Origin of the sequence: Rhodopseudomonas palustris HaA2, assembly GCF_000013365.1 — a bacterium.
GTDB lineage: Bacteria > Pseudomonadota > Alphaproteobacteria > Rhizobiales > Xanthobacteraceae > Rhodopseudomonas > Rhodopseudomonas palustris_J.
The window spans coordinates 3,326,631-3,339,791 of record NC_007778.1 but is presented as its reverse complement, the minus strand read 5'-3'; the positions used below and the strand labels follow the sequence as shown (position 1 = coordinate 3,339,791).

9 protein-coding genes and 1 tRNA gene are annotated in these 13,161 nt (G+C 67.1%); 6 read left to right on the top strand and 4 right to left on the bottom strand.

What is annotated here, in order from left to right; all coding sequences use genetic code 11:
* The first annotated feature begins 12 nt into the window (after positions 1-12).
* Positions 13-1,134 (top strand): glycosyltransferase family 4 protein, encoded by a 1,122-nt coding sequence (locus RPB_RS14750; RefSeq protein WP_011441811.1) that lies wholly within the window; start codon positions 13-15, stop codon positions 1,132-1,134.
* A 66-nt stretch (positions 1,135-1,200) separates the two neighbouring features.
* On the top strand, positions 1,201-2,109 hold the full coding sequence (locus tag RPB_RS14745) for a hypothetical protein (protein WP_011441810.1): 909 nt from the start codon (positions 1,201-1,203) through the stop codon (positions 2,107-2,109).
* A 12-nt stretch (positions 2,110-2,121) separates the two neighbouring features.
* Here RPB_RS14745 and RPB_RS14740 read toward each other — a convergent pair whose 3' ends face one another.
* Positions 2,122-2,601: a DUF3833 family protein gene (locus tag RPB_RS14740; protein ID WP_011441809.1), complete on the bottom strand. Its 480-nt coding sequence runs from the start codon at positions 2,599-2,601 to the stop codon at positions 2,122-2,124.
* Positions 2,602-2,760: 159 nt separating this feature from the next.
* On the opposite strand from RPB_RS14740, the gene RPB_RS14735 reads away from it, so the two are divergent.
* On the top strand, positions 2,761-3,504 hold the full coding sequence (locus RPB_RS14735) for a DUF4336 domain-containing protein (RefSeq protein ID WP_011441808.1): 744 nt from the start codon (positions 2,761-2,763) through the stop codon (positions 3,502-3,504).
* A gap of 186 nt (positions 3,505-3,690) precedes the next feature.
* The gene (locus tag RPB_RS14730) at positions 3,691-4,134 is read left to right on the top strand and encodes a hypothetical protein (RefSeq protein WP_011441807.1); all 444 of its coding nucleotides are present in this window, start codon (positions 3,691-3,693) and stop codon (positions 4,132-4,134) included.
* A gap of 172 nt (positions 4,135-4,306) precedes the next feature.
* On the opposite strand, the gene RPB_RS25270 is transcribed toward RPB_RS14730, so the two are convergent.
* The 3 genes from RPB_RS25270 to RPB_RS14720 form a co-directional block, all read right to left on the bottom strand.
* The gene (locus tag RPB_RS25270) at positions 4,307-4,501 is read right to left on the bottom strand and encodes a DUF2158 domain-containing protein (protein ID WP_041798264.1); all 195 of its coding nucleotides are present in this window, start codon (positions 4,499-4,501) and stop codon (positions 4,307-4,309) included.
* A gap of 17 nt (positions 4,502-4,518) precedes the next feature.
* Positions 4,519-5,235, bottom strand: a complete 717-nt coding sequence (locus RPB_RS24185; protein ID WP_157038828.1) for a phosphatidylserine/phosphatidylglycerophosphate/cardiolipin synthase family protein — start codon at positions 5,233-5,235, stop codon at positions 4,519-4,521.
* A gap of 122 nt (positions 5,236-5,357) precedes the next feature.
* Positions 5,358-5,434: transfer RNA gene (locus tag RPB_RS14720), tRNA-Arg, on the bottom strand.
* A gap of 312 nt (positions 5,435-5,746) precedes the next feature.
* On the opposite strand from RPB_RS14720, the gene RPB_RS14715 reads away from it, so the two are divergent.
* Together RPB_RS14715 and pbpC are read left to right on the top strand one after the other, a co-directional pair.
* Entirely contained in the window at positions 5,747-10,960 is a 5,214-nt protein-coding gene (locus RPB_RS14715) for an alpha-2-macroglobulin family protein (protein WP_011441805.1), read from the top strand.
* Positions 10,957-13,152 (top strand): penicillin-binding protein 1C, encoded by a 2,196-nt coding sequence (gene pbpC, locus RPB_RS14710; RefSeq protein ID WP_011441804.1) that lies wholly within the window; start codon positions 10,957-10,959, stop codon positions 13,150-13,152. The genes RPB_RS14715 and pbpC overlap by 4 nt, the downstream gene beginning before the upstream one ends.
* Positions 13,153-13,161: the final 9 nt, after the last annotated feature.

Below are 13,161 nucleotides of genomic sequence, written 5' to 3'. Positions count from 1 at the left end.
GAAAGTCGATCGATGAAAATTGCGTTCGCCATCGTCACGTTGTTTTCCGCCGGTGGTCTGCAGCGCGACTGCATGGCGATCGCGGCGCGGCTCGCGGCGCGTGGTCACGAGGTGACGATCTTCGCCGAGCGCTGCAAGGGCGACATCCCGGCCGGCCTCAACGTCGAATTGCTGCCCAACCGCGCCGTCAGCAATCACCGCCGCGACCTGAAATTCGCCGAGGCGGTGGTCGCGCGCTGCGCGGGCCGGTTCGATCGGGTGGTCGGGTTCGGCAAGCTGCTCGGCCTCGACGTGCTGTATTGCGCCGATCCGTGCCTCGCGGCGCGCCGCGTCGGCTGGCTGGCGCGATGGAGCGCGCGCCGACGGATTCAGTTGCTGCTCGAAGCCGACAGTTTCAGGCAGGGGCTGGCGACGGTCTGCATGCTGCTGAGCGACAATCAGGCGCGCGACTATCGCAGCGTCTGGTCGACCGAACCCGACCGCGTCGAGGTCCTGCCGCCGACCATCGATCTCGGGCGGCGGCATCCCGAGTATCGCACCGACGGCACCCGCGAGCGGCTGCGCGAGGGCCTGGGCATTGCGGCTTCGGATCAGCTCTGGCTCTCGATCGCCAACCAGCCGAGCGTCAAGGGGCTGGATCGGACGTTGACGGCGATGCGGCCGCTGCCGGAGGTCCGACTGGCGGTTGCCGGAATCAAGCAGGGCAGCAAGCAGGCCGGGCAGGTGCTGAGCTGGGCCCGCGGCGTCGGCGTCGCCGACCGCGTTCACCTGCTCGGCTTCCGAGCCGACATCCCGGAACTGATGGCGGCGGCGGATCTGTTGGTGCACCCGGCGCGCTACGACACCACCGGCACCGTGATCCTCGAAAGCCTGATCAACGGCCTGCCGGTGATCACCACGGCCGATTGCGGCTACGCGGCCCACGTCGTCAAGGCGAAGGCGGGGCAGGTGATTTCGACGCCGTTCACCGAGGAGGCGCTGACCGCGGCCCTGGCCGCGGCGGCGCCTGCGGTGCAGCGCGACCGCTGGAGCGCGAACGGCATCGCCTACGGCCTGGCCGAGGATCTGTATCGCGGACTCGACAGGGCCGCCGACATCATCGAGAACCCGCAGCTTCTGGCCGACGGCCGATGAGTGCGCGCGACGACTGCCGCGGCCGCGCGGGCCGCCGATTCACCTGAAAGCGTTGCGGACGACAGCATGCCGAAGCCGTTGAGCGAATACACCTGGGCGGACTGGAAGCGATTGCGGCCGCTGTCGCACGGCCTCAAGACCGCGCGCTATCGCTGGATCGACCGGCAGTATCGCCGCGCGCCGGCGTTGGTCGGCGATCCCGCCGCCGTGGCGCGGACCATCACCGGCCGCAAGGTGCTGGTGACGGTTGCCTATAGGGACCCGGAGGCGATCGACCTGCAGGCGACGCTGCTGCGGCATTTCTTTCCCGAGACGTTGTATGTCGTGGTCGACAATTCGCCGGAGGACGAGGTCGCGCGACAGATCGAACGCGTCGCCGCGGAGCACGGCGTCGCTTATCTGCGCGCCCCGGAGAACCCGTGGAAGAAGAGCAGCCGCTCGCACGGCATCGCGCTGAACTGGATCTGGCACAATGTGCTGCGGCCGGGCGCGCCGGAAGCGTTCGGGCTGCTCGATCACGACCTGTTTCCGACCGCGCCCGACGATCCGTTCGCGCCGCTGGCGGCGCAGGACATCTACGGCTACGTCCGCTTCGCCGAGCCGGACAACGGCCGCTGGTTTCTGTGGGCCGGCTTCACGATGATGCGGTTCGGCGCGGTGCGCGACCTCGCGCTCGATTTCGGTCAGGACTGGTTCATCGGGCTCGACACCGGCGGCGCCAATTGGGGGCCGGTGTTCAGCCGGTACGAACTCGGCAAGCTCGAACAATCGCCATCGCGCTTCGTGCCGTATTGCGACGGCATCGGCACCTATGACGGCCCGCTGCAATGGTGCGGCTCCTGGCTGCACGAAGTCGGCCAGATGGGCGAGCCCGAGGTGATGCGCGACAAGCGCCGCGTGGTGAAGGAGATCCTCGCGCCGCATCTCGACGCGGCGCGGGCAGGGTCGGCTCCGGCGATCAGCACGGAGCGGTGATACAAGCTCGCCTCATGTCAGCTTGCGATAGGTCACATGCGCGGTCGCAAACGGAATGCCGGCGCGGCCGGCGCTGCCGCGCACCATGCAGGCGCTTTCGTCGATCCGGTAGAACCAGTCGTCGAAATTGAGCCTGGTGGTCGAGCCGTCCGGCTGCGGCGTGTCGCGGGTGTATTGCCAATGGAAGGCGCAGCCGGCCTGTTCGCCTTGGGCCTCGCCGTCGAGCCGCGGTTCGGCGCCGCTGTAGCGGCCCGGCGCGAGCTTGCGGATGGTCCAGTGCAGCGTGTCGACGTGGCCATCGTCGAACCGGTAGGTCTCGGTGAAATGCACCGATTGGGTCTGCTCGTCCCATCGGCCCTCGGCCTCGATGGTGCTGCGCTTCTGCAGCCCGCCGATCAGGCTCTCCAGCACGCCCCAGCCTTCCAGCCGGCCGTCGAAGAATTCCTCGGGCAGGAACGCCGGCGTAGTCCCTTTGAAATCGTCGATGGACATGTCGTCTCCTCCGTTGCGGGACACGAACCCTGATCTGTCGATGCTGTTCCGCCGCGCCGCGAGGTTCTGGAACGAAAAGGTCGGGAGCGCCTTGGAGCCAGCAAGAGCAATGGCCGATCCGCGGCCACCGCCGACCCGAACCCGACGAAAGAGCACGCGATGCCCGAGCCGCACGCCGTCGCCTATCAGCCGACCGACACGTTGAAGCCGGTGGCCGAGGATATCTGGATCGTCGACAGCGGCCCGCTCAGCGCGATGGGGCTGGAGGTTCCGGTGCGGATGACCGTGGTTCGGCTGGCGTCGGGCGAAGTCTGGCTGCATTCGCCGACAAGCTATTCCGATGATCTGAAAGCCGCGATCGAGCGTCTCGGGCCGATTGCGCATCTGGTCGCGCCGAACGTCGCGCACTGGCAGTTCGTGAAGGAGTGGAAAGACCGCTGTCCGGATGCGAAGACCTGGGCCGTCCCGGGCCTGCGGACGCGCGCGCCCGTGATCAAGTCGGGCGTGGTGCTGGACCAGGACCTCGGCGAATCGCCGCCCGGCGCATGGTCCGCCGATCTCGACCAGTTGCTGATCACCGGCGGCTTCGGCGTCAACGAAGTCGCGTTCTTTCATCGCGCCAGCAAGACGCTGATCCTGACCGATTTCGTCGAGAACCTCGAGCCCGCGAAGCTCGGCCCGGTGGCGCGTCCGCTGGCGTGGCTGGCGGGCGCGACGGCGCCCGACGGCATGGCGCCTGCGCATTATCGCTTCGCGATGAACCGGCAGCGCGACGCCACCAAAGACGCCGCGCGCCATCTGTTGGGGTGGGCACCGGAGCGCGTGATCTTCGCCCACGGAAGCTGGTTCGAGACCGACGGCACAAAGCGCCTGCGCCATTCGCTGCGCTGGCTGCTGGACTGAGGCGCGCCGTTACGGGCGAGGCGAGGGCGGCCACGCCCGACGTTGGCACATCGACGGTCACGTCGGCCGTGTGGACAATGCAAAGACCTTTGACCCTGCGTCTCATCTGCGGCCTCCGCCGGCGGCGCGGGCTTGAATTCCCTCTGAAACGTTGCGCTTTGGTGCGCCGGTAACAGGGGGATTAGGATGCGCTTGTGGATTGGCGCGGTTTCGGCCGCATTGCTGCTGTCGGGCTGCGCGTCGGTGACGCGCGGCACCACCGAAACCATCTCGATCGCCAGCACGCCGTCCGGCGCGCTGGCCAATGTCGCAGGCACCGATGCCCCGTTCTCCTGCGTCACGCCCTGCGTCGTCGAGGTCAACCGCAACGCCGACATCACCGTCAGCCTCAGCAAAGAAGGCTACCAGCCGCAGATCATCCCGCTGACCCGCGAAATCTCCGGCGGCGGCGGCGCCGGCTTTGCCGGCAACATCCTGCTCGGCGGCGTCGTCGGCATGGGCGTCGACGCGGCGACGGGGGCCGCGATGGATCACAAGCCGAACCCGGTGGTGGTGACGCTGCAGCCGGTTGCGCCAGCGGCGGTGGCGCCGGTGGTGAGGAAGCGGAAGCCGAGGGTGCCGGTGAGCTAGTAGTAGAAGGGAGTAATTACACCAACGAAATGTGCACGGCGTGAGTGGTGAAGGTCAACTATCGTTCGTGCGGTGCTGCGGTTGGCGCGGTAGTAGCCTATTGGTCTCGCCATGGGGCGGCGAGTACGGCCCGCAGATCGATTCCCGTCAGATGTGTCAGCGTCTTCAATCTCTATGGTTCAAGCAATTTCAAGGAAGACAATGGAAATAGCTTTTCCTCGGCCTTCCACGGAGCTTTGTCTTGAACGAACCACTGACAGAGTGCCCCATGCTCGCCGAGTCCGTTCTCGCCAACCCATTTCACCGTCATTGAGGGGCCCCCTGATTTAAGACGAACTACGCTTCCATCTGTGATTTCTTCAGTCATGGTGTGTCTTGTCTTTCTCAAGGGCAAAGTTGAGCTGCGTGCCAAAGGGCGTCGTACGCGGAGATCTTCAATGAAGCAGTATCATCGACCCGTACAAGTTCGGCGGGTGATCTTTTCGCAAGATCCTTTAGTGACTGAGTGACAGTCCAAGCTATTGCATTGTCAATAAAGATCGCTCGGTCGTGAAGCGTACGCGCAGGCGATAAGCGAACTTCGACTGGTCGAGAAGGGTACTGCACCTTCCAACGGGCTACCGCCGGCGCAAGGCTGGGTTTGACAGTGGCTTCGTCTGTTAACAAGCGGACCGGAACGCCTTCCGGAGCGCAGCCTCCAAAGTCGACCAAGACCGAATCGTCCAGATATGGGTCGACGAGCAATACGTCGTGACGTGCCGAGCCCAGTATCTTTGAAACCGCAGAGAATGCATCGAATGTATTACCAACGGGGACAAACGAGCCCTTCGCATCAGCAGGCGCAATCAGTTCCGCTTCACCCAGGGCCTTGTATAGCGTAATCATAATTTTCTGAAATGAATCCGCGCGGCCTGGATGCTGTAAACCGTCAATCGCAATTGATATTTCAGCCTGCAGCAGCAAATTTTTCGTGTCCGCGATGACTGCGGACACCTGTCCTACCCAGCGCATTAGTTCCAGCGACAAATTATCATTGCGAGGCGCCGGCGGAGCAATTTCTATCAGGCGTCCAATTTGGCGATAACGCTGATCGGGCTGCATGTACAATCCAAATGTTCCGGTGCCGTTGGGAAGCTGTTGCGATGAGATTCTTGATGACCATAGATTTGCGGTAAAAGCCACAAAACGGAATTACGGGGGAATTGCGATCTTAGAGAATAAGGTGGCGATCCCAGCAGGATTCGAACCTGCAACCCGCGGAGTAGAAATCCGCTACTCTATCCAGTTGAGCTATGGGACCGTCGGGGACTTTCTAGCACCGCGGATACAAAAAATCCGCTTCCGCGGCAACCGCGTCGAACCAATTGCGGAGATCGGCCGTCCAAGGGGGGCGGCGCGTTGTGTTCGGCGCGCCGGCGCGCGAAGATGCGAATCTGATGGACCCGATACAAGACACCGGACGGCAGACATTGGACCGTCACGGTCATCCGGCTAGGCTGCGGCGCCCGGCGGTGCGGACGCGGGGCCATCGGCGCGTCATTTTCAGGCATTTGTTTCAGGCATTTGCTTTCGTCTCGGAACGCGGCGCACGTCCGCGGCAGGGGAGTTCGACATGATCGGTTTGGTTCGCGCCATCACGCTTTGCGCCACGCTGGCGCTCGGGCTGGCCACCGCGCAGGCCGCCGACAAGGCGTTCAAACGCGACGATCTGGCGGATTCGGCGATCAAGCTCGAGGCCCAGATCAAGAGCGAGGCCGGCGCCATCGCCAAGCCGGCGGCGGGCCTGCGCACCGACGCCGACGCCGCCTTCAAGCGCGGCGACTACCGCACCGGGCTGCAGATCATGGGCCAGATCGCCACCGTCGATCCGTCCGACGGCAGCAACTGGCTGCGACTCGCCAAGACCGTGTTCCAGATCAAGGCGCCGACCAGCTCGGAACGGACCTTCCTGCTGGAGCGCGCCTCGACCGCCGCCTATCTCGCCTATCAGCGCGCCGGCAATGCCGGCGAGGAGGCCGAGGCGCTGGCGGTGCTCGGCCGCGCCATGGCCGACCGGCGGCTGTGGCGGCCGGCGCTGGATGCGCTGCGGCTGTCGCTCGACCTGCGCGAAGTCGCCGAGGTTCGCGGCCAATACGAGAAGCTGCGCGACGATCACGGTTTCCGGCTGCTCGATTATACCGTCGACTCGGATTCGGCGTCGCCGCGGGCGTGCTTCCAGTTCTCCGAGGACCTCGCCAAGCGCACCGACTTCGCGCCCTATTTGGCGCTGGCCGGCACCGACAAGCCGGCGCTGACCTCCGAAGACAAGCAGCTCTGCGTCGAAGGGCTCAAGCACGGCGAGCGCTACAACATCAATCTGCGCGCCGGACTGCCGTCGACCGTCAAGGAGACGCTGCCGAAATCGGCCGAGTTCAACATCTATGTCCGCGACCGCAAGCCGCTGGTGCGCTTCACCGGCCGCGCCTATGTGCTGCCGCGCACCGGCCAGCGCGGCATTCCGCTCGTCAGCGTCAACACGCCCACGGTGTCGGCGCAGGTGTTCCGGATCGGCGACCGCAATTTGATCAACACCGTGGTCGACAGCGACTTCCAGCGCACGCTGAGCCGCTACCAGCTCGACGAGCTCGGCAGCCAGCGCGGCGTCAAGGTGTGGTCGGGCGAACTCGACACCGCGCCGGCGGCGCTCAATGCCGACGTCACCACCGCGTTCGCGGTGGATCAGGTGCTCGGCGACCTGCAACCCGGCGTCTATGTGATGACCGCGTCGCCGAAAGGGCCGGTCGCCAATGCCGACGACGACGGCCAGCTCGCGACGCAATGGTTCATCGTCTCCGATCTCGGCGTCACCGCGTTCTCCGGCAATGACGGCATCCACGTCTTCGTCAATTCGCTGGCCTCGACCGACCCGGTCGGCAAAGCCGATGTCCGGCTGATCGCCCGCAACAACGAGATTCTGGCCACCCGCAAAACCGACGCCTCCGGCCACGTGCTGTTCGAGGCCGGGCTGGCGCGCGGCGAGGGCGGGATGTCGCCGGCACTGCTGACGGTCACCGGCGAGAAGGCCGACTATGCCTTCCTCAGCCTCAAATCCAACGCCTTCGACCTGTCCGACCGCGGCGTCACCGGCCGCGCGGTGCCGGCCGGCGCCGACGCCTTCGTCTATGCCGAGCGCGGCGTCTATCGCGGCAGCGAGACCGTGCATCTCACCGCGCTGCTGCGCGACGGCCAGGGCAACGCGCTCGTCGGCGGCCCGATGACGCTGGTGATCGAGCGGCCGGACGGCGTCGAATTCCGCCGCGCCGTGCTGTCCGATCAGGGCGCCGGCGGCCGCAGCCTCGACGTCGCGCTCAACTCGGCGGTGCCGACCGGCACCTGGCGGGTGCGCGCCTTCACCGACCCGAAGGGCGCCAGCATCGGCGAGACCACCTTCATGGTCGAGGACTACGTCCCCGACCGGATCGAATTCGATATCTCCACCAAGGACAAGCAGATCAAAGCTGATGCTCCTGTGGAACTGAAGGTCGACGGTCGCTTCCTGTATGGCGCGCCGGCCTCCGGGCTGGCGCTGGAAGGCGACCTGCTGGTCGCGCCGGCCGCGAGTCGTCCCGGTTTTCCCGGCTACCAGTTCGGCGTCGCCGACGCGGAGACCACCAGCAACGAGCGCGCCCCGCTGGAGAACCTGCCCGAAGCCGACGACAACGGCAGCGCGACCTTCCCGTTGGTCCTGCCGAAGCCGCCGTCGTCGACCCGGCCGCAGGAGGCGCAGATCTTCATCCGGATGCGCGAGGCCGGCGGCCGCGCCGTCGAGCGCAAGCTGGTGCTGCCGGTCGCGCCGACTGCGGCGATGATCGGCGTCAAGCCGCTGTTCGCCGACAAGAACGTCGCCGACGGCGACGCCGCCAAGTTCGAGGTCGCCTTCGTCGATCCGGACGGCACCGCGCTGACGCGATCCGGCCTGCGCTACGAGCTGCTGAAAATTGAATCGCATTATCAATGGTACCGGCAGAATTCCTCATGGGATTTCGAGCCGGTGAAATCGACCAAGCGGGTCGCCGATGGCGACCTTGCGGTCGCGCCCGGCCAACCCGGACAATTGTCGTTCCAGCCCGAAAGCGGCCGCTACCGGCTCGACGTCAAGACCGCCGATGCCGACGGCCCGGTCACCTCGGTGCAGTTCGACGTCGGCTGGTATTCCGACGGCTCGGCCGATACGCCCGATCTGCTGGAGACCTCCGTCGACAAACCCGAATACGCCTCCGGCGACACCATGACGGTGACGGTCAATGCGCGGACCGCAGGGCTGCTGACCGTCAACGTGCTCGGCGACCGGCTGCTGACGACGCAGTCGGTGGCGGTGAAGCAGGGCACGTCGCAGGTCAAGATCCCGGTCGGCAAGGATTGGGGCACCGGCGCCTATGTGGTGACGACGCTGCGCCGGCCGCTCGATGCCGCCGCCCAGCGGATGCCCGGCCGCGCCATCGGCGTGCAATGGGTGTCGATCGACAGGAAGGCGCGGACGCTGCAGGTCGCGCTGTCGCCGCCGGCGCTGGTGCGGCCGTCGACCACGTTGAAACTGCCGGTCAAGCTCGGCGGACTCGCGCCCGGCGAGGACGCCAAGATCGTGGTCGCCGCGGTCGACGTCGGCATTCTCAACCTCACCAACTACAAGCCGCCGGCGCCGGACGATTATTATCTCGGCCAGCGCCGCATGACCTCCGAGATCCGCGATCTCTATGGCCAATTGATCGACGGCATGCAGGGCACGCGCGGCCAGATTCGCTCCGGCGGCGACGGCGCCGGCGCCGAGCTGCAGGGCAGCCCGCCGACGCAGAAGCCGCTGGCGCTGTATTCGGGGATCGTCACCGTCGGAGCCGACGGCAGCGCCGAGATCAGCTTCGAGATTCCTGAATTCGCCGGCACCGCGCGGGTGATGGCGGTGGCGTGGACCGCCACCAAGGTCGGCCGCGCCAATGTTGACGTGACGGTGCGCGACCCGGTGGTGCTGACCACGACGCTGCCGCGCTTCCTGCGCAATGGCGATCGCGGCACCATGGCGTTCGACCTCGACAATGTCGAAGGCGCGCCCGGTGATTTCACCATCAAGGTGACCGCGACGGGGCCCGTGAAGTTCGCAGGGCCGGCGTCGACCACGCTGAAGCTCGCCGCCAAACAGCGCGGCTCGGCCTCGCTCGCCGTCGAGGCCGGCGGCGCCGGCACCGCAGCGCTCGACGTCGCCATCAGCGGCCCGAACGGGCTGACGCTGGCACGGCACTACGCGCTCGACGTCCGCCCCGCCAACCAGACGCTGGCGCGGCGTTCGATCCGCACGCTCGCCAAGCAGGAAAGCCTGACGCTGACCTCGGACATGTTCGCCGATCTGGTGCCGGGCACCGGCGGGGTGTCACTGTCGGTTAGTCTCTCGACCGCGCTGGACGCGGCGACCATTCTCAAGGCGCTCGATCGCTATCCGTTCGGCTGCTCCGAGCAGATCGCCAGCCGCGCGCTGCCGCTGTTGTACGTCAACGATCTCGCCGCCGGCGCGCATCTGGCGATGGATGCGAGCGCCGACGAGCGGATCAGGACCTCGATCGATCGGCTGCTGGCGCGGCAGGGCTCGAATGGTTCATTCGGGCTGTGGTCGACCGGCGGCGACGATGCCTGGCTCGATGCTTACGTCACCGACTTCCTGACCCGCGCCCGCGAGAAGAACTTCGTGGTGCCGGACGTGGCGTTCCGCAGCGCGCTCGACCGCATCCGCAACGCGGTGGTGAACGCCGAGGAGCCGGAGAAGGACGGCGGCCGCAATCTCGCTTACGGGCTGTATGTGCTGGCCCGCAACGGCGCGGCGCCGATCGGCGATCTGCGCTATCTCGCCGACACCAAGCTCGACAAGCTGGCGACGCCGATCGCCAAGGCGCAGCTCGCCGCCGCGCTGGCGCTGGTTGGGGATCGCGCGCGTGCGGAGCGGGTCTATGCGGTGGCGGCGGGCGATCTCGCGCCGAAGCCGGTGATCCAGTTCGGCCGGGTCGACTACGGCTCGGCACTGCGCGACGCCGCGGCATTGGTGTCGCTCGCCAGCGAGGGCAACGCGCCGAAAGCGACGCTGACCACGGCGGTGCAGCGCGTCGAAGCGGCGAGGGGCCTGACGCCCTACACCTCGACGCAGGAAAATGCCTGGCTGGTGCTGGCGGCGCGCGCGCTCGCCAAGGAGACGATGAGCCTCGACATCAACGGCAGCGCGGCGAAGTCCGCGGTGTATCGCAGCTACAAGGCCGACGAGCTGCGCGGCCAGCCGATCCGCATCGCCAACACCGGCGACGCGCCGGTGCAGGCGGTGGTCACCGTCAGCGGTTCGCCGGTGACGCCGGAGCCGGCCGCCAGCAACGGCTTCAAGATCGAGCGCAACTACTTCACGCTCAGTGGCGAGCCGGCCGACATCACCAAGGCGAAGCAGAACGATCGCTTCGCGGTGGTGCTGACGGTCACCGAGGCCAAGCCGGAGTACGGTCACATCATGGTGGCGGACTATCTGCCGGCCGGCCTCGAGATCGACAATCCGCATCTGGTGTCGTCCGGCGATAGCGGCACGCTCGACTGGATCGAGAACGGCGAGGAGCCGGTCAACACCGAATTCCGCGACGACCGCTTCACCGCCGCGATCGACCGTGGCACCGAGGACAAGGCGGTGTTCACGGTGGCCTATATCGTCCGCGCGGTGTCGCCCGGCAAATACGTGCTCCCGCAGGCCATCGTCGAGGACATGTACAACCCCTCGCGTTACGGCCGCACCGGCACCGGCAGCGTCGAGGTGACTAAGGCGAAATGAGCGGGGACCGCCTCACACGCTTGCTCTCGTCATTGCGAGGAGCGGAGCGACGAAGCAATCCAGAGGTGGCAACCGTGGCCCCTGGATTGCTTCGCTCCGCTCGCAATGACGGGTGGAAAGGGTGGTGGTGGATCAAGACGACAGCAATCGTTTCGGCCGTCCTCGTCATCGCTGCGATCGGCGCCATCGCGGCCTACGTCGCCTCGCTCGGGCCGCTGCCGCTCGACGAGGCGCGCCGGACCTCGGTCAGCGTGGTGGATCGCCAGGGCAAGCTGCTGCGCGCTTATGCGATGGCCGACGGCCGCTGGCGGCTGCCGGTCGATGCGCAGACGCAGGTCGATCCGCGCTATCTCACGCAACTGATCGCCTATGAGGACAAGCGGTTCTGGTCGCATCGCGGCGTCGATCCCTGGGCGATCGGCCGCGCCGCGCTGCAGCTCGCGACCCATGGCCAGATCGTGTCCGGCGGATCGACCATCACCATGCAGCTCGCCCGGCTGATGGAGCCACGGCGGGAACGCTCGCTCTCGGCCAAGCTGCGCCAGATGGTCCGCGCCATCGAGCTCGAACGCACACTGAGCAAGCCGCAGATCCTCGATCTGTATCTGGCGCTGGCGCCGTATGGCGGCAATCTCGAAGGCATCCGCGCCGCCTCGATCGCGTATTTCGGCAAGGAGCCCAAGCGGCTGACATTGGCCGAATCCGCGTTGCTGGTGGCGATTCCGCAATCGCCCGAGCGGCGGCGGCTCGACCGCCATCCGGCGACGGCGCAGGCGGCGCGCGATCGCGTGCTGACGCGGCTGGTCGAGGATCAGGTGGTCAGCACCGAGGACGCCGCGCAGGCGAGGGCGGTGCCGGTCGCGCGCGCGCGCAAGCCGATGCCGGTGCTGGCGCCGCATTCGGCCGATCAGGCGACCGCCGTGATCAAAGACAAGCCGGTGATCCGGTTGACGCTCGACGCCGGCATTCAGCACGCGCTGGAAGCGCTGGCGCGCGACCGTGCTGTGGCGCTCGGCCCCGACATCTCGATCGGCATCGTCGCGGTGGATAACGAAACCGGCGACGTGCTGGCCCATGTCGGCTCGGCCGACTATTTCGACGACCGCCGTGCCGGCCAGGTCGACATGACCCGCGCGGTGCGCTCGCCCGGCTCGACACTGAAGCCATTCATCTACGGGCTCGCCTTCGAGGACGGTTTCGTCCATCCGGAGAGCTTGATCGACGACCGGCCGGTCCGCTACGGCGCCTATGCGCCGGAGAATTTCGACATGACGTTCCAGGGCACGGTGCCGGTGCGCAAGGCGCTGCAATTGTCGCTCAACGTCCCGGCGATCGAGCTGCTCGACCGGGTCGGTCCGCACCGGCTGGCGTCGCGGCTGAAGCAGGCCGGCGTCGGCCTGGTGCTGCCGAAGGACGAAGCGCCCGGGCTGGCGATGGGGCTCGGCGGCGTCGGCGTTCGGCTGACCGATCTGGTGCAGCTCTTCAGCGGCGTCGCGCGCCTCGGCAGCGTCGTGCCGTTGCGGGAAATCGCCAGCGATGCCAAGGACGAACGCGAGACTCTGCGACTCCTGGATAAAGTCGCGGCCTGGCAGGTCGGCAACGTCCTGCTCGGCACCCCGCCGCCGGACAACGCCGCCCGCAACCAGATCGCGTTCAAGACCGGCACCTCTTACGGCTATCGCGACGCCTGGTCGGTGGGTTTCGACGGCCGGATGACGATCGGCGTCTGGGTCGGCCGGCCCGACGGCGCGCCGGTGCCGGGCCTGATCGGCCGCGTCGCCGCCGCGCCGGTGCTGTTCGACGCCTTCGCCCGCACCGGCCAATTGCGCGCGCCGCTGCCGAAACCGCCACGCGGAACGCTGATCGCCGGCAACGCCCAGTTGCCGCTGCCGCTGCGCCGGTTCCGGCCGGCGGGCGAGCTGGTTCGTGCCGGCGGCGAGCAGGCTTTGAAGATCCAGTTTCCGCTGAACGGCTCGCGGATCGACGCGCTGAGCCAGGCGTCCACCGGCGCACTGCCCGTCAAGGTCTCCGGCGGCGTGCTGCCGATGACGGTGATGGTCAACGGCCTGTCGGCCGGCGAAATCGACGGCCGGCGTCAGCGGCTGATCGCGCCGCCCGGCCCGGGCTTCGTCCGGCTCACCGTGATGGACGCCGTCGGCGCGGCGGCAACAGTCGTGGTGAGAATCCAGTAGCAGCCCGGC